Source organism: Marinobacter nanhaiticus D15-8W (genome assembly GCF_036511935.1).
In the GTDB taxonomy this organism is placed as follows: Bacteria; Pseudomonadota; Gammaproteobacteria; order Pseudomonadales; family Oleiphilaceae; genus Marinobacter_A; species Marinobacter_A nanhaiticus.
Map to the genome: position 1 here is coordinate 1091192 of NZ_AP028878.1, position 20939 is coordinate 1112130.

The following is a 20939-nucleotide window of genomic DNA, read 5'->3' on the forward strand; positions in this document are numbered from 1 at the left end:
GACCATGAAGTACTCCAACGCAAAACTGAACGACCCGATCTCGGAAGACAACGGGTTTTTTGCTCCTGCAAGCACCGGGTGGTGGTCAATGTCGGCTAATTGGTGCCTCGTCATACTGACGTTGTTTGCCTTGCTGCCGGTATTAAGCGTACAGGCGGCTGTAGACGATGTGGATGTTGACCAGAGCCCATTGATTGTGAGCGACCCGCTGCCCCCGAACATTGTCTTGTTGCACGATGATTCTGGCTCAATGGGGTATGACTATCTTCCCGATACTGCGCCAAAAAACGGCGACGACTTCCGCAAATCCAATAAAAATCGCCAGTATTACAATCCGCAGACGCTTTATACCATTCCGCCTAAGGCTGACGGGACATTGTATCCCACTCCATCATTTCCCGACGGTTATGAGGACCCGTTCAACGGTACCAGGACAGACAACATCCTGTCGGAATCAGACTATTCGGATAGTTGGTATAATGGGTGGATGCGAGCCTTCGTTTATTTCGACGGCAATGAGAGGCATCATGTCATTGAAGATGGAGGGAATTGTAGCTATTTATCAAACTGCCATTACGCCAGTGACTCACTGGTGGTTGGCGGTACAACGACCACCTACGGCCAGAACGTCGCCAATTTCTATAGCTACTATCGGGCACGTTATCTGTCCGCCAAAAGCGGCATTATGAGTGCGTTCTCCGAACTGAATCCAAACTACCGTTTTGGGTTCGGTTCGATCAACGGTAGCAATAACGACAAACTTGGCTCGGGTCAGTTTTCAACCAGCTATATGAAAATCAAGCAGGTTGAGCCGTTCGGTAACGGCAGCAACGGTACCCAGAAAAAGCTTTTTTGGGAGTGGCTTAATGGCGTGGGCACGAATGGTGGTACGCCACTACGTAGAGCATTGGAAACTGCCGGAAGGTATTACCAGACACAACAGCCTTGGCTCGATACTGATGATCAAGGGCGTGAGGTCGAGTACTCCTGCCGACCATCCTATACCATTCTGGTTTCTGACGGTTACTGGAGCGGCAACAATCCTTCGAACTTCCTGAAAAAATCGGATAACACGTCGACGGATAATTACAAGGCGGTTCCGCCCTTTATCGGCGGTGCTGCTGACGGCGACTCTGCAACCCTGGCAGACGTGGCGAATTATTACTGGAAGACGGACCTGCGGGATGGTGCCAGCGAAGGGCAGCAGAACAATGTCCCCGCAACAGAGAACGATCCTGCAACCTGGCAGCACATGACCACCTTTACCGTCGGCCTTGGCTTGACCGTAGATGGGCTTGGGGCGACGCAAACAGAGCTATTCAATTGGGCGCGCCTTGGTGATGACGCTAAAGTGACTGGTTGGGGTGGCTGGCCCACGCCGGGCAGCGGTGGTGGTTCGGGCAAATCTGAGAACGTCAGCGATATGCTTCACGCCGCAATCAATGGGCACGGTAACTTTTTCTCAGCGAGAGACCCCAGCCAGTTTGCCCAGGGGCTTCGTGATGCCCTGGCGGATATTGCCGCCGCGCCAGGGGCCGGCAGTACGCCTTCCTTTAGCGGCGGCGAGACACTGACGTCAGCTACCAGACAGTATACCGCTAGCTATATGACGGGGTCTTGGACGGGCGATCTTAAGTCTGTAGCTTATAATGATACGACAAAAGAGTTTACAGTAGACCCTTGGTCGGCCTCGGCCCAGTTGCCCGCAGCCGCGGACCGCAATATCTGGACCACGGATAAGAGCGGGATGGCGGTCGAGTTCAAGGAAGGAGAGCTCAGCGACTATTGGGAAACCCTTGGGAACAACCTTTACCTCTCAGAACAAAAAGGCGAGGCGTGGGGTAAGCACCTTGTTAACTATCTGCGCGGTGACCAGCGTTATGAGAAATTAGCGCTGACACCGCTAAGCGATGTACTGCGCGAGCGGGATTCCCTGCTGGGCGATATTGTGAATTCCACGCCGGTGGTTATCGGTGCGCCGAAGGCGGATCTGTATAAGCACGTTCTCAACGAAAACTATTTTGACGGCCTGAGCGGCGAAAATACCTACGACGACTTCGTAGCCGACAATGCCACACGGACGTCGATCGTCTATGTCGCGGCCAATGATGGCATGTTGCATGCCTTCAATGCTGAGGATGGTAACGAAGTCTTTGCCTTTATTCCGGGTGCTGTGGTCGGTGGGACGGGCGATGCTTCGCTCGCGCGGCTGGCCAATCCGGAGTACGGGGTTTACGACCCGGTCGACGGTACGCAACCGGTGCCGCATCAGTATTACAATGATGGCCGATTGACGACGCAGAATGTGTTTATCGACGGTGAATGGAAAACCATTCTGGTCGGTACGACGGGGCGGGGCACGTCCCGGACCGTTTATGCCCTCGACATTACCAATCCGGCTGACTTGGCCGACCCGGACAAAGCCGAAGATGCGATTCTCTGGGAGCGCTCAGCGGGGGATGGTAAATCCAACGACGACTGGATCGGTATGGCGCTTGGACGGGCAACGATCTCGCTGATCAAGGGGAGCAGCGGGGACGAGGGCCAATGGGTTGCCCATCTGGGTAATGGTCCCAACAGCGAAAAGAATCAAGCAGCTTTGCTGCAGTTTGATCTGGCAACCGGCGAACTGGTGGTCTATCCCACGGGTACCATGAGCGACAATGGCCTTGCGGCACCCTACGTCATTCAGGCCGACGACAGCGATGGTTTGAGCGAATACGCGTTTGCCGGAGACCTCCAGGGCAATGTATGGCGTATTGAACTCAGTGCTACCGGCGGGAGTGTCAGTGATCCGATCTATGTTGCCAAGGACGATGCGGGGAACCGCCAGCCTATCACCGCCGATATGCTCGCGACCCAGAACGAAAAGACCGGTGCTGTCTGGGTCTTTTTTGGAACCGGGCGCTTCCTGACGGGCGCTGACATTACCTCGTCGAATCCGCAAATCCAGACCTGGTATGGCTTGCGCGCGTTAAAGGGCGCATCGGGCCTGGCTGAGGTGACGGCTTCGCATTCACGTAACAACCTGCAGGAGCGCGAAATCCTGGCTGAAAATGCGGACGGTTACAGGGCAACAAGTACCGGCGATTTTTCGGATTTGACCAGTGATAATAATGTCGGCTGGTACATGGATCTCGAGTCGCCTGTAAAGGGCAGAGAAGGTGAGCGGATTGTCTACCAGACCCAGCTCATCGCCGGCCGGCTGATCGTGAATACCCTGATCCCGAAATCAAGTAGCCCCTGTGATACGTTCCCGGGCGGGGCCACATTGATCGTCGATCCGTTCTCTGGCGCGAATCCCGGTGAAGGTGTGTTGGATTCCAACGGAGACGGTAAGATCGATAACAGCGATTCCGGAGTGATCGACGGTGAAGTCCACCACTATAACGGGCAGCGGTACGACGTTGGTTTAGCCGGTTCGGTATCGGCCCTGATAGGTGAAGGCGGGGAGGTTAAGCTGTTTGGTCTCCGTCTGAATGCCACCGGGATGGGGCTCGGAACCTCCATGGGAGCGACCGGGGCACAGCGGTTAAATTGGCATGAAATCTTCAACTAAGGCGGGATAGGAAGCATAAAAATGCAGTTAGAAAGCCTCAAACATCGCGTCGCACCTGGCCGCCAAGCTTATAAAAGGCTTGCTGGAGTGAGAAACCTTGCCGGTTCTCACTCCGGGTTTACGCTCATCGAGCTGATGATTGTGGTTGCGATCATTGGGATCATTGCGGCGATTGCTTACCCGTCGTACAACAACCAGGTAGCCTCCACCAAGCGCGCGGCTGCTGCGGCCTGTTTGTCGGAGCAGGCGGGTTACATGGAGCGGTTCTACACCACTAACCTTCGTTACGACAAAGATCAGGGCGGGAGCGATAACCCGTTGTCTGACGGTTCCCTGGTGCTCGATTGTATGTCCGCGGGTCAGACTGGAAATGATTACAGCTACTCCGTCCAGTCCCTTGCGCGATCCCAATACACGCTCAATGCAGCGCCTCAGGGCGCGCAGGCGAGTAGGGACAGTAATTGCGGCACATTGACGCTTGATGAGAAGGGGACGCGTGGCGCCGGCGGCGATGTGGCTAGTTGTTGGTAACCTGTGATCAGGTTAACCCATTGAACGGACGAGGTGTGTAAGACTCTCCGTTTTTAAAAATAGGGAGTTGTTTATGCTCAAGGATGAGCGAACGGCCCAGGATGGGGGCTTTTTCCTGGGCTTGTCCGGTAAATCTGTGCCCGCCGCGCGGGCTGCAGCAAGAACCGGCCGTGCAAGTTGCGGGTCTGGGGGCTTTTCGCTGGTCGAACTAATGGTGGTGATATCTATTACCGCTATCCTGTTGGCGTTTGCGATACCGGCCTTTTCCAATATCATCGCCCAGAACGAGTTGGCGGTGGCCAGCAATGCTGCTCGCGGAGCGCTAATGGTCGCTCGGGAAACGGCGGTCGCGAAGGGAAACTCGGTTTCCCTGTGTGCCGGTGAGCCCGAGAACGGCTGCAGCGGCGACTGGTCAGGTGGTCAGTGGCTTGTGTTCCGTGATTCCAATCATAGTGGTGATCTTGACGCTGGCGAGGCTGTCATACAGCACGGTATTGTACCCGGGGCGGGTCAAGCGGTATCGATTGAGGGTAACGGACCATTGCGTTCTGCTCTGGTTTACATGCCCCTGGGGCATGCAGAGCGGGTTAGCGGAGCGTTTGGCGCTGGCCGGCTGCGGATTTGTGTGGAAAGCGCTGTCGTGCCCAATGCCCGAGAACTCGTCATATCGGCCACTGGGCGGGTGCGTATCCAGCGCGTTGATTTCGGCGGTGCTTGCCCGTCACTATAAGAGTGGTCGCCCGCGGTGACAGGAAAAGGGGAAAGCCTCCATAAGCTTGTAGGTCATTGCTAAAACTTGTAGGTCATTGCTAAAAAAGGGTATCCCCGTCACTCCATCCCCAACTTCTTCAACTTATACCGCAAAGCCCTGAAACTGATCCCTAACTTCTTCGCCGCAGCCGTCTTGTTCCAGCGCGTGGCTTCCAGTGCCTTCTCGATCGCCTTACGCTCGATAGATTCCAGATAGTTCTCCAAATCAAGCTCGCCATCTTCTGGCAGATCCAGAGACGGCGCCTCATTGGGTATTATCGCCTCAGAGATGTTTGACGAGCCACCGGGCACTGGCGCGCTACCCAGGTGCAAATCCGCTGCATCGATCTGGTCCAGGTCGCAAAGGGTGAACGCTCGCTCCAGGATGTTCTCCAGCTCGCGCACATTGCCTGGAAACGCGTGATCCTTGAGTTTGTTCAGCGCGGCTGGTGTAAGCTGCGCGGGCTCGCATTCGTAGTCGCGAGCCAAGCGCTCCAGGATATGACGCGAGAGCAATTCGATATCGTCAGGGCGCTCCCTGAGTGGCGGTACTTTCAGCTCGATGACGTTGATCCGGTAGAACAGGTCCTGGCGGAAGGTGCCTTCTTGTACCAGCGCTGGGAGATCCCGATGTGTAGCGCTAAGGATTCGGATATCCACCGGCACTTCCTTGGAATCGCCCACTGGCCGAACCGCTTTCTCCTGGATCGCGCGCAGGAGTTTGACCTGCATGTTGAGTGGCAGGTCGGCAACCTCATCGAGGAAGAGTGTGCCGCCATCGGCGGACCGGAAAAGGCCGGCTTTGTTGTCGACGGCGCCGGTGAAGCTGCCTTTCTTATGCCCGAAAAACTCGCTTTCCATCAGTTCGGAGGGGATGGCGCCACAGTTGACGGCCACGAACGGACCATCACGCCGAGGGCCTTGCAGGTGGATCATGCGCGCCACCAGCTCCTTCCCGCTGCCGGACTCGCCACTGATGAAGACGGGGGCCTGGCTGCGCGCGAGCTTGCGGGTCTGGTTGCGCAACCGCCGCACGCCTTCTGACTGTCCGAGAAGGAGCCCGGGATCATCTGCGGGCATCTCCTCGACATCCGGCTCGGAAAGCTTGAGCGCACTTTGTACCAGTTCGCGTAGCCTTGGCAGCTCCACGGGCTTTGATACGAAATCGAAGGCGCCGGCCTTCAGCGACTCAATGGCGGTATCCATGCTCCCATAGGCGGTGATCACTGCGACCGGTGTTTGCGGGCACACTTTCTGGATCCAATGGACCAGCTCGATGCCGTTGCCGTCAGGCAGGTTCATGTCCGTCAGGCAGAGTTGGGGCGGATTGGCTTCAAGCAGACGCTTCGCCGTAGTGATGTCGGCAGCCGTTTCCACCTCGATGCCCATGCGTGCAAGCGTAATCTCCAGTAATTCGCGAATGTCCGGTTCGTCGTCGATGATCAGCGCAGTTGGAGTACTCATTCTTTTGTGTATCCCAATTTACTTCATGGAAATCGTTGGTTGCCGGATGCTCTACATCAAGCGCCGATGATGGGCGAAAGTAATCCTGAAACAGCATCCCGGTTCATTATTATCGAGCAGCGACAGGTGCGCCTGGTTGGCCTCGCAAAGCTCCCGGGCCAGGTACAGGCCCAGACCGGTGCCGCTTTGGTCTGTCGTGTAGAATGGCTCGAATATATGCTCGTGTTGCTCGGGGCTGATACCCGGCCCCTGATCCTGGATATCAATATAGCTGCGCTCGCTATCGACGGTCACGCCAACTGCGATCCTGAGTGACGGTTTCCCGGTTTGCACCTCGCTATAGCGCAGGCCGTTGTCGCACAGGTTAACCATAACCTGGGCCATCTGGCTTTTATCAAAGCGCGCCGGGGGTGCGTTTGGGGGCAACTCCAGCTTTATGTCGGGTGTAGCTTCGCCGTTGCGCACACCTTGCTTATAGTCGTCGACAAACTCCTGTAGCCAGGGACCGATCTCCACCAGTTCCAGATCAGCTTGCCGACGCCGCGAAAGATCCAGCACGTTCTCAATGATACCGTTCACGCGTCGGGAGTGCCTCTGGATGATATCGACCATCTTGCGATCCCCTACATCGCAGTTCGGCGACTCATTGAGTAACTGCGCAGCGTGGCTGATCGCGCCGAGGGGATTGCGGATTTCGTGGGCGATCCCGGCTGTTAGCCGGCCCAGTGAGGCGAGCTTCATCTGCTGGGCCTGCAGGGTCACCTTGCTCATGTCCTCGATAAAAATGAGGATCTGGTCACCGCGTTCCTGGTGAAGGCGAGTGAAGTTGGCTTGCAGCATAGGCGCCACCGGCGTGGCCTGGAACGGCTCGGTACGCGTGCCTGGATGATTGAGCCACTGGTCCAGCCGCAATTGCAGGGGAGGCGGGAGCGTCTTCATCTCACTGCGCCGTCCGCGCTCACCAAAAAGCAGTTCGTGGGCGGCGGCGTTTGCCAGGCGGACCTGCCCGAAACGGTCGGTGACGACGATGCCGGTGCGCATACGCTGGATAATCTGTTTGTTGATCTGCTCCAGCTCGACCAGGCTGCGGGCACGGGAGCTCGCGAGTTCTTCGCTACGCAGCATACGGCGGGTTACGCTCTGCAGCAGAAAAGCAGCAGCAAAGTACAGTACGCCCAGTGAGCCGGCGCGGACGATTTCATCGGGACTGGCGCCCAAAGTGACAACCGACCAGGACGCTACGCCCAGCGAACATATGGCAGCCAGTGCTGCATAGAACAGGCCGATCCGACTCGGCGTCAAAATGTTGCCTGCTGCAACGCTGACAATAATCAGGTTTGCCAGTCCGCCCGTCATACCAACACTGAGCATTAGCAAACCATGCAGAGCGATGACATCGATCAGGATGGATAGGGTGATATGTCGTTGCCGCGTGTGGACGCCAGCGATGAGAAGCAACCCGGTAAACAGGTTGACACCCAGGTAGGATAGCACGCAGATCTCGTAAAATTCCGGCAACCGGAACTTGGTATCCAGCGTCGCCGGATCCACGAATAACAAGCCTGCCAGAATCAGGCTGATAACCAGGCGATAGTGGTTATAGATGCGGAAGAGACGTGGGCGCTGGCTTTGCTCGAACGGCAGGCTATCGGCTTGTGATGGGGGGATAGTGTCTGGGGTCATGGCACGCCAATTTAAATCACTATGACGGTGGCGTGTTGACGTTTAGCCGCTTGGCAGCCACCAAATTGCACTCGCCCTGTCGAAGCAGGGAAACTTTGGTAGGTATAATAGCGGCTTAACCCCCTCAATGGACAGGAGATAGGCATGAATCCCGGCCAAACTGAAACCGCACCCGGCCAGCGTCTGACAGTCACCATGGCCCAGGTGGATTTTCTGGTCGGGGACATCCCGGGCAACGCCGAGCGGATACGGGCCGCCGCAGAGAAGGCGGCCAACGAACAGGGAGCGGATATCGTTGTGTTTCCGGAGCTCTGTTTGACCGGTTATCCGCCAGAAGACCTGCTGCTCCGCCCCAGCCTCGATGGCCGTGTCCAGGAGGCTTTGGATATGCTGGCCGATGCCCGCTTGGCGGCAGCAATCGTCGTGGGTGCGCCGATCCGGCAAGATGGCCTTCTCTACAATGCGGCTGTTTTGATCGATGACGGTGAAGTGCGTGCCACCTATCTGAAGCAGCAGTTGCCCAACTACCAGGTGTTCGACGAGAAACGTTATTTTGGTGCTGGAACCGACGCCTGCGTGGTCCCAGTCAAGGGCATTCCCGTAGGACTGACGGTCTGTGAGGATATTTGGGTCGACGGTCCGGTTGAGCAATCCGCGGCGGCTGGCGCCAAGCTGATCCTGAACATCAACGCCTCGCCCTATGACATGGACAAGCAGGCCCGCCGAAAGGCACTGATCGAAAGACGGGCCCGGGAAAACCGTGTCAGCATTGTCTACGTCAATCTCGTGGGTGGCCAGGACGAGCTGGTGTTCGATGGCGGTTCCATGGTCTTCGATCATTCCGGAGCGCTGGCGGTGGAAGTGCCGCAGTTTGCCGAGGGTTTATTCCCGGTCGAGTTCGTCTTCGACCATCATTGTCAGCCTATAGCCCAACCACCGGTCGACGAGCCTTCCCTTGAGCAGAACATCTACAACGCCCTGGTCATCGGGGTGCGCGACTACGTCAACAAGAATGGTTTTCGCACTACCGTGCTGGGCCTGTCGGGGGGGATCGATTCTGCCGTCACTCTGGCTATTGCCGTCGATGCTCTGGGGGCCGATCGGGTGAGGGCCGTGATGATGCCGTTCCGCTACACCTCCAGCATGAGTCTCGAAGATGCCGAATCCGAGGCGACGGCCTTGGGCGTGCACTATGACGTATTTTCCATCGAGCCCATGTACGACACCTTCATGGCGACACTGGAAAAGCCTTTCGAAGGTACCCAGCCGGATACCACCGAGGAGAACCTGCAGGCCCGTATCCGGGGCGTGTTGCTGATGTCGCTTTCCAACAAGTTCCGTTCGTTGGTGCTCACCACGGGCAATAAGAGTGAGATGGCTGTGGGCTATTCCACCCTGTACGGTGATATGGCCGGTGGCTTCGATGTACTCAAGGACGTGCCGAAAACCATGGTTTACAGGTTGGCGGAGTATCGCAATTCGGTGTCACCGGTTATCCCGGAGCGTGTGATCACTCGGCCGCCATCGGCGGAGCTGGCTCCAGACCAGAAAGACGAGGACAGTCTGCCGGGTTACGACGTACTGGATGATATCCTGCATCGATATATCGAGCGGGATTGCAGCGCCGAAGCCGTTATTGCGGAAGGGTTTGAACGGGCTGACGTGGAACGCGTTGTTCGCCTGGTGGATATCAATGAGTACAAGCGCCGGCAAGCGCCGATTGGCGTCAGGGTGTCCGAGCGTGGGTTTGGTAAGGACCGGCGCTATCCCATCACCAATGGCTGGAAGCCCGGCAAGTAACCAGACCGGGCGGGGCGACTTATTCGTCGCCCATCAGCCCGAAGGTGATGACGCTCTCCAGGGAGCGATCTTCCCGTTTGATCGAGCTGGGCTGGTACTTCATGTTGCTGTCGAATGAGTCGCTGTTAGGGTAGTTGATGGCCAGCAAGGCCGTTGCGTCATCGGCCGCTTTCTGCAGATCGAGGAAGCGATAGGTGTCGATCAGGATCACCAGCGCATCTTCGATAGACGGTGTGTTCGGGAAGTTCTCCACCACATAGCGGGCCCGGTTGTTAGCCGCGACATAGGCTTCGCGTTTGATATAGTAACGCGCAGCGTGGAGCTCCAGTTGGGCCAGGCGATTGCGGATCGCGATCATGCGCTGACGGGCATCCGGTGCGTATTCGCTTTCCGGGTAGCGGGCCAGAAGATCGGAAAAATCGCGGAAAGCCTGGTGTTGCTCACCCGGGTCGCGCTCTGACGTGTCGATGGGGAAGAACTTTCCCGCCAGACTCACGTCCAGGTTGTAGGAGGCCAGGCCGCGCATATAGAGAGCATAGTCGGCGTGCTCACTCTGGGGATTCAGTCGCAGGAAGCGATCGGCCGCCGCCCGTGCACCTTCCAGGTCGAGGTTTTGGTAGCGCGCGTAGATCAGGTCCAGCTGGGCCTGCTCGGCATAGCGACCGAAGGGGTAATAGGTCTCGAGGAATTCCAGGTTTCGTTCGGCTTCGTTGAAGTTGCCGGATTGCATCGCTGAACGCGCTTGCTCGTAGTAGCTCTGTTCCGGCAATACTTCTTCCGGTTTGGAAGCGCATCCGGCTACCACAATGATCGCTGATAGCAATAGCAAGCGAAGACCTGATCTCATGCCTGATTCCCGTATAATGAATAAGCGAGCGACATTGTAACGACCCTGCCTGCTATTGTGCAGGGTTCATCCACGTATTACCGACTATTTTTACTGAAAACGCCAGGGGATTGAATGACCGCCGACGACCGGATCAACGGTGAATTTGAAGTGCCTCCCGAGCTGAGCGATCGGCGCCTCGACCAGGCGGTTGCCGAGCTGATGCCCGAACATTCCCGCTCGCGTATCCAGGGCTGGATCAAGGACGGCGACCTGACCGTCAACGGTAAGGTCAAAAAGCCCAGGGACAAGGTCATGCTGGGTGACCGCATCCTGGTCAGCGCCGAGCCCGAAGTCCAGGTGACCTGGGAGGCGGAATCGATTGATCTCGATATTGTCTACGAGGACGAGCACCTGCTGGTGATCAATAAGCCCGCGGGGCTGGTCGTTCATCCTGCCGCTGGCCACGCCGCCGGAACGTTGGTCAATGCGTTACTGAATTATGCGCCTGAAGTCGACAAGTTGCCGAGGGCGGGGATTGTGCATCGGTTGGACAAGGATACCTCCGGCATCATGGTCGTGGCGCGTAGCCTGGTTGCCCATACCTCGCTGGTCGATCAGCTCCAGACGCGCACGATGGGCCGGGAGTATGATGCAGTCATAGTCGGCACCATTACCGGCGGAGGCATCGTTGACCAGCCGATCGGTCGACACCCTAATCAACGCAAGAAAATGGCCGTGGTCAGGGATGGCAAACCGGCGGTTACCCACTATCGGTTAGTGGAGCGTTTCCCTGCGCACACCTTGGTTCGATGCAAACTTGAAAGCGGGAGGACGCATCAGATCCGCGTGCACATGAGTCATATCCGCCACCCTCTGGTCGGCGACCCGGTCTACGGCGGACGTATGCGGCTGCCACAGGGCTGTACGCCGGAATTGAAGGAGGCGCTGCGTAAGTTCCAGCGCCAGGCGCTGCACGCGCGTCAACTGACGTTGGTTCACCCGGAAACCGACGAAGAGATGACCTGGGAAGTGCCGCTGCCTCAGGATATACAAGAACTGCTTGCTGCCCTGCGCGCCCATGCCAAGGCCTTGGAATCCCTGTGAGTCTGCCCCTGATCATTCCTGACTGGCCGGCGCCCGCGAATGTGCGGGCTGCGATTTCGACGCGAGAGGGAGGCCTGAGTCTCGCGCCTTACGATTCCCTGAATTTGGGCGGTCACGTGAATGATGCGCCGGCCGCTGTCGCGGCAAATCGTGAGCGGCTGGCCGGTGAGGTCGGTTTGCCCGTGGACGCTTTGGGGTGGATTAACCAGGTGCACAGTGATCGGGTGGTCGCGCTTCCGGGGGGCGCGGGCAAACAGGCCGATGCTTCTGTCGCGCATGAGCGATATCGGGCCTGCGCCATTCTCACCGCGGATTGCCTGCCGGTGCTGTTTTGCTCGTCGAGTGAGTCCATAGTCGCAGCCGCTCACGCGGGTTGGCGCGGGCTGGCCGCAGGAGTGCTGGAAAACACCCTGGCAACGTTCAGCAACCCGTCGACCGTTATGGTTTGGCTCGGCCCGGCCATTGGCCCCGACGCGTTCGAAGTCGGGTCGGAAGTACGGGAAGCATTCCTGGGTCGACATCGCGAAGCTGGCCAGGCCTTCAAACCTTCACCGAAACGCGAGAATCACTACCTGGCAGACATTTACGAGCTGGCCCGTATACGCATTGCCGCGGCGGGTGTTCACCCCGAGAATATCCATGGCGGCGGCTTCTGTACCGTCAGCGATGGCGCACGCTTCTTTTCCTACCGACGCGACGGCGAGACGGGTCGCATGGCCAGTCTCATCTGGATGGAATAGCGGCACCCCTGCAAATTTGATCCAGCGCAAAAGACCTGCGCATTTCCCTTATCACCGCTTGAACTCCTCCCTGATGCCCCTACATTAATTTCAGGTAAATGCGCCAGAGCTGCAGGCCTTTCGTTTTTTGCAGCTCTCCTTCACCGGCGCTTCATGACTGATTGCGAGGAATACTCATGCGAATCGACAAACTGACCAGCCGTCTGCAAACGGCGTTGGCAGATGCCCAATCCATCGCGGTGGGCAAAGACAACAATTTTATTGAACCGCTCCATCTGATGCAGGCCCTTCTGGATCAGGACGGTAGCTCTATCAAACCATTGCTGAAACAGGTGGGTGCCGACCCCGCGCGTCTGCGCCAGGCCGTGGGGCGTGAAATCGAAAACTTGCCGGAAGTGCGCGGTTCCGCAGGCGACGTGGCAATGTCCAACGACCTTGGCCGCCTCTTCAATATCGCGGACAAACTGGCCCAGCAGCGCAAGGACCAGTTCATCTCGAGTGAGCTGGTGCTGCTGGCGGCACTTGAGGACCGTGGCACGCTTGGCCGGGTGCTGCGTGAGCACAATATCGATCGCAAGGCGCTCGAGGCCGCGATCGACGAGGTTCGCGGTGGCGAGTCGGTGAGTGACGCCTCCGCCGAGGAGAACCGGCAGGCGCTGTCCAAATACACGATCGACCTGACTGCACGGGCCACTGAAGGCAAGCTGGATCCCGTCATCGGGCGTGACGATGAAATCCGCCGCACGATCCAGGTCCTCCAACGTCGTCGCAAGAATAACCCCGTGCTGATCGGTGAGCCCGGTGTGGGTAAGACCGCGATTGTGGAAGGCCTGGCCCAGCGGATCGTCAATGGCGAGGTGCCCGATGGCCTCAAGGACAAGAAAGTGCTCTCGCTGGATATGGGGTCCTTGATCGCTGGAGCGAAATTCCGTGGTGAGTTCGAGGAACGTCTCAAGGCCGTTCTTAATGAACTGTCCAAGCAGGAAGGGCAGATCATCCTGTTCATCGACGAAATCCATACGATGGTGGGCGCCGGCAAGGCCGAAGGCTCGATGGATGCCGGCAACATGCTCAAACCGGCTTTGGCTCGTGGTGAGCTTCACTGTGTGGGTGCGACGACCCTGGATGAGTATCGTGAGAACATCGAGAAGGATGCTGCGCTGGAGCGTCGCTTCCAGAAGGTTCAGGTATCTGAGCCTTCCGAGGAAGACACCATCGCTATCCTACGAGGCCTGAAAGAGCGCTACGAGGTGCATCACGGTGTCGAGGTCACCGATGGGGCCATTATCGCGGCTGCCAAGCTATCGCATCGCTATATCACGGACCGTCAGTTGCCCGACAAGGCCATAGACCTGGTGGACGAGGCGGCCAGCCAGATCCGTATGGAGATGGATTCCAAACCGGAAGCCCTGGATCGGCTCGAGCGTCGTCTGATCCAGTTGAAGATCGAGCGAGAGGCCTTGAAGAAGGAAACCGACGCCGCTTCCAAGAAGCGCCTTGAAGAACTTAAGGACGTGATCGGCAGTGTCGAGCGCGAGTACGCGGATCTGGAAGAAGTCTGGAATACCGAAAAAGCGGCACTGCATGGTTCGCAGAAGATCAAGAGCCAGTTGGAGCAGGCCCGTATCGATCTGGAGAACGCGCGACGCTCCGGTGACCTGGGCAAGATGTCCGAGCTCCAATACGGTCGCATCCCGGAACTCGAACGTCAGCTCGATATGGCCAGCCAGGCCGAGATGATGGAGATGAAGCTCCTGCGCAATCGAGTGACCGATGAGGAGATCGCGGAAGTGGTCTCCAAATGGACGGGCATTCCCGTATCCAAGATGCTCGAAGGCGAGCGCGACAAGCTGATGCGCATGGAAGAGGCGTTGCACGACCGGGTTATCGGTCAGGATGAGGCTGTCGAGGCCGTTGCCAATGCCGTACGGCGCTCCCGGGCAGGGCTGGCAGATCCGAACCGGCCCAACGGCTCCTTCCTGTTCCTGGGGCCGACTGGCGTGGGTAAGACCGAACTATGCAAATCGCTGGCGACCTTCCTGTTCGATACGGAAGAGGCGATGGTGCGCATAGACATGTCCGAGTTTATGGAGAAGCACTCCGTGGCTCGTCTGATTGGCGCGCCTCCTGGCTACGTGGGCTACGAAGAGGGCGGTTACCTCACGGAAGCCGTGCGCCGCCGGCCCTATTCGGTGCTGTTGCTCGATGAGGTCGAAAAGGCCCACCCGGATGTCTTCAATATCCTGCTACAGGTCTTGGAGGATGGACGGCTGACTGACGGGCAAGGGCGTACCGTGGACTTCCGCAATACCGTCATCGTGATGACCTCGAACCTCGGCTCGGATCTAATCCAAACCATGGCCGGCAAGGATGAGTACGAGGCGATGAAAGAGGCGGTAATGGAAGTCGTCGGCACCCATTTCCGTCCGGAGTTCATCAACCGTGTGGATGAAGTGGTTGTATTCCATCCGCTGGCCCGCGATCAGATCCAGGGTATTGCACGGATCCAGATCGAGTCCCTGAACCGCCGCTTGCGCGAACAGGAGATGACGCTGGAGCTATCCGATGCTGCCATGAACCGTCTGGGCGAGGTGGGTTACGATCCGGTCTACGGGGCGCGGCCCTTGAAGCGGGCTATTCAGCGATTGATCGAGAATCCGCTGGCTCAACGCCTGTTGAAAGGTGAGTTCTCCGCAGGGGATACCATCGTAGCCGATGTTGAAGGTGACGGATTGGCCTTTAGCAAACAGGAAGGTTGATTCGTTAACCTAAAATGAAAAAGGGCGGGGGAAGGTTGCGTGGAAGCAGCCTCGCCGGATGCGAGGTAGCCGTGAACCCATGGGTTCACGGCTATTTTTGTATGTGCTACCTACGAGGATAGTCCCGTAGCAAGACCTCGCTGCCGCGGCCTTCATTTCCAAAACCGAGGCCTAACGAATAACGCCCCGGCAAGCCGAGGCATTCATTCTTAATGGCCATGGCGTCTGAGGCCAGCAGCGGCCTGTTATTTAGCCTCCCGCGGCGCCCTTCGCATTGATAGCAAACTGACTACCGGCTGCGCCGACGCAGGCCGAGCCCGGCCAGGGCGGCAGCCATCAGACCAAGGGTGCCCGGTTCGGGGACTTCGCTAGGAGGCGCGGCCGACACGGATAGCGAGTTCTGCCGAATAAACACGCCGGAATCGAAGGTTTGATCGCCACTGTCCGCAATAGCCAGTTTAATCGAATGTGTGCCCGCGGCGAGCCCAAGGACAGACGCTGTAAAGACATCCGTGAAACCGTCATATTCGATGTCTTCGAAAGGCGACGTATTGTTATCGTTGAAGGCGTCGCAGTTGCTGGGAGGAATGCCAAGATCGGTACGGCCACAATTGACGCTATTAACGGATACTGGTTCGCCGCCGATCGTTGCGATATTGACGCCGTCCAAAAACAGGGCAAAGACATCGGCGAAAATCGAGCCCACTGACTCCTGGTAATCCTCCGAGGCAAAAACATAGTCGAAGGTGAGGTTGCCGCCTTCAGTCGTAAATTCGAATTCCAGGATATTTGCATCGAGTGTGAATGAGGGGGCAAGGGTATCCAGATCACTATCCCCGGGTGTTCCAAGCTCTTCTGAGAGCGCAGGGGCATTGTTGGGCCCCAACGCATTCTCGGCAAGGCCGGTCGTAAGCAGGACGCCTTCTTCAATGCCAATAGTCGAGGCCAGACCGTCGTCAAAAAAGCCTGCTTGCCCGTCGGCGCCTACGTAGTTAATCGAACTGGAAATAACGGAAATACCCGAGCCAACGATGGCATCGACAAGCGCGCTGCCATCGTTGCTAGGCGTAATAGCCAGCGCTGATACCTGGCTACTGGCAAAAGCGAAGCTGCCAGCGACTATCAACGTCTTGAGTCCATTCATGTTCGGTTACCTTGTTTCGCTTTAATAGGTTGTTTTGCCGAAAAAATTATCGGCAGAGCGCTATCAGCAAGAATTGGACCGTAGCTTTATAAAACAGGTAGTTGGCGTATATAGACGCAGGTTAAGAACATGCGATGTAAAGACGATTGACGCTTTTTTAGTCAGATTCGCGCGTTGGTTTGCCAGCGGGTACAGTGTAAACCCACTACACGTCAATCCCTTCCCCGTTCTTCCTGATCCTGTTCAAAGAGTTGACGTAATTCCTCCGCAGCTTCCTTGGCAGATTGCAGGATCTTGGCCGGGTCGTCATGCAGGCCATGCTGTCTGACCAGATTACGCTCGTCAGCGTCCCGGAACAGGCCAATCAATTCCCGGGCTTCCTTACGTTCCTTGCCCAGTCCGACCAGCATCTCTTCCGCCATGAACAGTGCGGAATGGTAGGTCTCCCGAACCAGCCAACGCACGCCGGCATCCATCAGCAGATGCGCATGGCGGCGGTTGCGGGCGCGGGCCAGGATACGCACGTCGGGAAAGTTCTGGCGTACCAGGTGAGCGGCCCGGATGGAAGCGTCGATGTCGTCGATCGCCAGGATGAACACCTTGGCTTCGCCCACCCGGGCTGCATTCAATACATCGATCTGGGACGCATCGCCATAGTGAACCTCGTTGCCGAACCGGCGCACCACGTCCACCTGCTCGGGGTTCACATCCAGCGCGGTGAAGGGGATCTTCAGGGAGCCCAATACCCGGCCGCTGATCTGCCCGAAACGGCCAAACCCGGCAATGACAGCGCCTGTGCGGCCATCGTTGATATCGTCGAACGGCGGTCTGTCATCAGGTGCGAAGCGTGCGACAAGACGTTCGAACAGGAACAGCACCAGAGGGGTCAGCATCATGGAAATCGTCACTACCGCCACCAGTTGTTCACGCAGGTTGCGATCGATCAGGTCGAGCTGGCCCGCCAGGGAAAAGATCACGAAGCCGAATTCCCCGCCCTGGCTGAGCAGCAGTCCCAGCCGGAACGCGCTCACGCCACTGAGCTTACCGCCCCAGTGTCCGATAGCGGCAATCAGCAAAGCCTTTATAAGCATCAGGCCGGCGGCGCAGGCAAACAGAATAAATGGGTCTGTCAGCACCCGGTTCAGGTTCAGTGTCATACCCACAGAGATAAAGAACAGGCCGAGCAGTAGCCCCTTGAAGGGTTCGATATCCGCCTCGAGCTGGTGACGAAATTCCGAATCCGCCAGCAGTACGCCGGCAACAAATGCGCCCAACGCCATGGACAGGCCTGCCAGATCCATCAAGTAGGCGGTGCCAGATACCACCAGCAGCGCAGCGGCGATAGACACCTCCCGCACCCGAGCGGCATGGATAAAGCGCAGGCAATGGCGTAGCAGGTAGCGTCCGGCGATCACGATGCCGCCGAAAACAAGCAGGATACGCCCGGCATCGAGCAGAAACTCCTGCCAGCTGGTATCACCGGCATCGCCACCGGTGGCCAGGAAGGGTAGGAACGCGAGCATGGGAACAGCGGCCATGTCCTGGAACAGCAGGATAGTGAAAGCCAGCCGGCCATGGCCGGTGGCCAGTTGCCTTTTCTCTGCGAGTAGCTGAAGCACAAAAGCCGTGGACGACAGTGCCAGGCCGCAGCTCAGGACAATTGCCAGGGTCACATCGTTACCCGCTATCAGGATCAGTCCGCCGATCACGGCCATGGCAGACAGTACCTGCAGGGTACCCAGGCCGAAGATGGGTTTGCGTAGCGCCCGTAGCCGGGAGAATTGCAGCTCCAGTCCAATCACGAACATCAGCAGCACGACACCGAACTCGGAGATGTGCATCATGTTGTCCACATCACCGACGACGCCGAGGCCGTATGGCCCAATCAGCATGCCTGCGGCTATATAGCCCAACAGGGCGCCCAGCCCCAAGCGCTTGAACAGGGGGACGGCAATAACGGCGACCAGGAATAGAACAACGAGTTGACCGAGTGGGTTCATTCGAATCCTTATGCTGATGAACGGAGTCAGGTTTGATGGCCGTTAATGACCGATCATCGTTTGCCGATTAACGTCCACTGGCCAGAGATGGACAGCGCGACTTAACGACCAGTGTTAAACGTGGCGCCTGGGCTGACCATCGTCCATTAGTTTATGCATTTCTACGACGATGGAGACCTACTTGCGGCTTGAAAGTTAAACGTTCACCCCCCATCGTGATGATACGGAGTTGCTGGGTGAACCTGTTCGTGGGCTTCTGAATCAATACGTTCATGTCGGGCGAGCAGGCTGATTCAGCAATTTCCTACCCAACAGAGTTCCCCTGCGATCTCATCATTTCACCAGGCTTCGTCCGATAGCACGTAAGCCCAAAGGCACAGCCACACAGGAGAACAGGCATGTCCCCCCATTTTGAGGAAGCGCCCGGCCTTTCGGAAGGAATTGACCCGGCGACGGAAGGCTATGTTTTCAACCAGACCATGATGCGTATCAAGGACCCTGAACGCAGTCTGGATTTCTATACGCGCGTGCTCGGTATGCGGTTGATCCGCAAACTCGATTTTCCGGAAATGAAGTTTACCCTCTATTTCCTTGGGTATCTGGACGACCGCCAGGCGACAACCGTCCCGTCTGATGATGGTCACCGCACCACCTACATCTTCGCCCGTGAAGCGATGCTTGAACTGACCCATAACTGGGGCACCGAGAATGATGCGGATTTCGAGTACCACAACGGCAACGACGAGCCCCAGGGCTTCGGTCACATCGGTATTGCCGTGCCGGATGTCTACCAGGCGGCGGAACGTTTTGAATCCCTCGGCATACCTTTCGTCAAGAAACCGGATGACGGCAAGATGAAAGGCCTGGCCTTCATCAAGGATCCGGACGGTTACTGGATCGAGATCCTCCAGCCGAACATGCTGGAGCGGCAACGCAAGGACGGGGATTCCACGTCCTGAAGGATGCAATAGCCTGGATAAAGTCCAGGACAAAAGAGGCCGGCATGACCGGCCTTTTTTATTTGTACGGAGTAGCGGTTGGTTTGACGCGGTTCATCTGATTCACCGCATCCGACGTTTGCCCGTGACAGGTAGCCGACGCTTTAGCTTCGGAGCAGGCCGAAGGCCTACCGGAGCCAGGTAGGGCAACTCCGGTGCCTCCGAAGCTAAAGCGTCCGCTACACTTATCCGAAAACTCACGCTCGTTGTATCACCGCCTTGCCCAAGCTACGGCGTCGGCTGCAACACATCCCCGACCGCTGACTCGTGAACGCAGGCAACACAAAGCATGTAGCCGATGCTTCAGCTTCGGAGCAGGCCGAAGGCCTGCCGGAGCCAGGCAGAGCACCTGCGGTGCCTCCGAAGCTAAAGCGTCGGCTACACTTATCGGAAAACTCAAGCTCGCTATATCACCGGCTCGTCATGAAGCTACGATGTCGGCTACAACACACCCTGATCGCTACCTCGTAGACGCAGGCGACACGAACCATGTAGCCGATGCTTTAGCTTCGGAGGCACCGCAGGTGCTCTGCCAATCCCGGTGGCCTGCTCGGCCTCGGATCGGGCTGTGTCGCTACATTAGCATCTATCCTTAAGTCGTCTCCGCCTCAACCGTCTCCGCCGATTCGCTCTTCGAAACTTCACGCCCACTCCGCGAAGCCACCAACACCGAAACGGTCAGCACAAACGCGCCGGCAATGCCCATCCAACCCAGTGCCTCGCCAAGAATCATCCACGCCAGCATCGCCGCGAACAGCGGCTCCAGCGTCACGATAATACTAGAGGTGGTCGCGGGTGTGGATTGCATGCCCCGGAAGAAACAGACATACCCCACACAGGTGGGCACGATGCCGATATAGCCGATGAGTAGCCAGGCTTTCAGGTCCAGGTCGGCTAATTCGCCGAGGCCGCCGCTCAGCACGGCGATGGGGGCGAGCACGAGCGCGCCGGTCATAAAGCAGACGAACGCGGTCGCGTAGACCGAGGCGCCCCCGGACATGTGCCGGCTGGTCAGGGTGAAAGCGGCATAGACGGCCGCCGCCAGCACGGCGATCAATACACCGCCCACTCGAGCGGCGTCAGGACTGCGTACATCGGTGGCGACCAACATCAAGGAGCCTATGATCGCCGCAATCAAGGCCAGAACGGTCGTTCGGTTGGGCCGTTCACCCAGCAGAGGTGCCGCCGCAATTGCGACCAGTACCGGTGCAAGGCAGAGGGCAATCAGCGTAGCAATACCCGCGCCGGTCAGGTCGACGGCCCATAGGTACGTGCCCTGGTAGCCCGCCTGGAAGAAGCCCAGCACAACGAGGCCAAACAGCATGCCCCGATTGAACGGCAGGCGCGTCTTGCGGCCTTCAGCCAGCATCAGCAGGAAGAAGAACGGGAAGGCAATGCACAGGCGCAGGAAGGCGAGCACGATCGGCTCAAGTTGCGTTTCAGTGAAGAGGGTTTTGGCGGCGATGCTGGTAGTGGCCCAGAGCGCGGCAGCAACGGCAATGAGTATCGCGCCGCGGACCGCAGCGGAACCTTGGGTCAGTGTTTTCATGATCAATCTCGTGTCCGGTTAAACGATCA

General features: G+C 57.7%; 14 protein-coding genes. 8 read left to right on the plus strand and 6 right to left on the minus strand.

Features of this window, described 5'->3' with window-relative positions; genetic code table 11:
- Positions 1-4: 4 nt before the first annotated feature.
- From RE428_RS04990 to RE428_RS05000, 3 genes are all read left to right on the plus strand, one after another.
- The gene (locus RE428_RS04990; RefSeq protein WP_004580877.1) at positions 5-3559 is read left to right on the plus strand and encodes a pilus assembly protein; all 3555 of its coding nucleotides are present in this window, start codon (positions 5-7) and stop codon (positions 3557-3559) included.
- Positions 3560-3580: 21 nt separating this feature from the next.
- Positions 3581-4090 (plus strand): type IV pilin protein, encoded by a 510-nt coding sequence (locus RE428_RS04995; RefSeq protein WP_004580878.1) that lies wholly within the window; start codon positions 3581-3583, stop codon positions 4088-4090.
- 73 nt (positions 4091-4163) lie between these two features.
- Positions 4164-4820, plus strand: coding sequence for a GspH/FimT family pseudopilin (locus tag RE428_RS05000; protein ID WP_004580879.1), 657 nt, complete (start codon positions 4164-4166; stop codon positions 4818-4820).
- Between the two features lie 98 nt (positions 4821-4918).
- Here RE428_RS05000 and RE428_RS05005 read toward each other — a convergent pair whose 3' ends face one another.
- Together RE428_RS05005 and RE428_RS05010 are read right to left on the minus strand one after the other, a co-directional pair.
- A complete protein-coding gene (locus RE428_RS05005; RefSeq protein ID WP_004580880.1) occupies positions 4919-6304 on the minus strand; it encodes a sigma-54-dependent transcriptional regulator in 1386 nt (461 codons plus the stop codon).
- Between the two features lie 51 nt (positions 6305-6355).
- Positions 6356-7987, minus strand: coding sequence for a sensor histidine kinase (locus RE428_RS05010; RefSeq protein ID WP_004580881.1), 1632 nt, complete (start codon positions 7985-7987; stop codon positions 6356-6358).
- A 144-nt stretch (positions 7988-8131) separates the two neighbouring features.
- On the opposite strand from RE428_RS05010, the gene RE428_RS05015 reads away from it, so the two are divergent.
- Entirely contained in the window at positions 8132-9787 is a 1656-nt protein-coding gene (locus RE428_RS05015) for an NAD+ synthase (RefSeq protein WP_004580882.1), read from the plus strand.
- A 19-nt stretch (positions 9788-9806) separates the two neighbouring features.
- Here the strand turns inward: RE428_RS05015 and RE428_RS05020 are convergent, their stop codons facing one another.
- Positions 9807-10634, minus strand: a complete 828-nt coding sequence (locus tag RE428_RS05020; RefSeq protein WP_004580883.1) for an outer membrane protein assembly factor BamD — start codon at positions 10632-10634, stop codon at positions 9807-9809.
- 114 nt (positions 10635-10748) lie between these two features.
- Between RE428_RS05020 and rluD the strand changes: the two genes are divergently transcribed.
- From rluD to clpB, 3 genes are all read left to right on the plus strand, one after another.
- Positions 10749-11720 (plus strand): 23S rRNA pseudouridine(1911/1915/1917) synthase RluD, encoded by a 972-nt coding sequence (gene rluD / locus RE428_RS05025; RefSeq protein ID WP_004580884.1) that lies wholly within the window; start codon positions 10749-10751, stop codon positions 11718-11720.
- Complete coding sequence (gene pgeF, locus RE428_RS05030; RefSeq protein WP_004580885.1) at positions 11717-12460, plus strand: peptidoglycan editing factor PgeF; 744 nt, start codon at positions 11717-11719, stop codon at positions 12458-12460. The genes rluD and pgeF overlap by 4 nt, the downstream gene beginning before the upstream one ends.
- Before the next feature lie 176 nt (positions 12461-12636).
- On the plus strand, positions 12637-15219 hold the full coding sequence (clpB, locus tag RE428_RS05035; RefSeq protein ID WP_004580886.1) for an ATP-dependent chaperone ClpB: 2583 nt from the start codon (positions 12637-12639) through the stop codon (positions 15217-15219).
- Positions 15220-15508: 289 nt separating this feature from the next.
- Here the strand turns inward: clpB and RE428_RS05040 are convergent, their stop codons facing one another.
- Positions 15509-16363, minus strand: coding sequence for a choice-of-anchor L family PEP-CTERM protein (locus RE428_RS05040; protein ID WP_004580887.1), 855 nt, complete (start codon positions 16361-16363; stop codon positions 15509-15511).
- A gap of 212 nt (positions 16364-16575) precedes the next feature.
- The gene (locus RE428_RS05045) at positions 16576-18363 is read right to left on the minus strand and encodes a monovalent cation:proton antiporter-2 (CPA2) family protein (protein ID WP_004580888.1); all 1788 of its coding nucleotides are present in this window, start codon (positions 18361-18363) and stop codon (positions 16576-16578) included.
- Positions 18364-18761: 398 nt separating this feature from the next.
- Between RE428_RS05045 and gloA the strand changes: the two genes are divergently transcribed.
- Entirely contained in the window at positions 18762-19322 is a 561-nt protein-coding gene (gene gloA, locus RE428_RS05050; RefSeq protein WP_004580889.1) for a lactoylglutathione lyase, read from the plus strand.
- A 631-nt stretch (positions 19323-19953) separates the two neighbouring features.
- Here gloA and RE428_RS05055 read toward each other — a convergent pair.
- The gene (locus tag RE428_RS05055; protein WP_004580890.1) at positions 19954-20910 is read right to left on the minus strand and encodes a DMT family transporter; all 957 of its coding nucleotides are present in this window, start codon (positions 20908-20910) and stop codon (positions 19954-19956) included.
- Between the last annotated feature and the right edge of the window lie 29 nt (positions 20911-20939).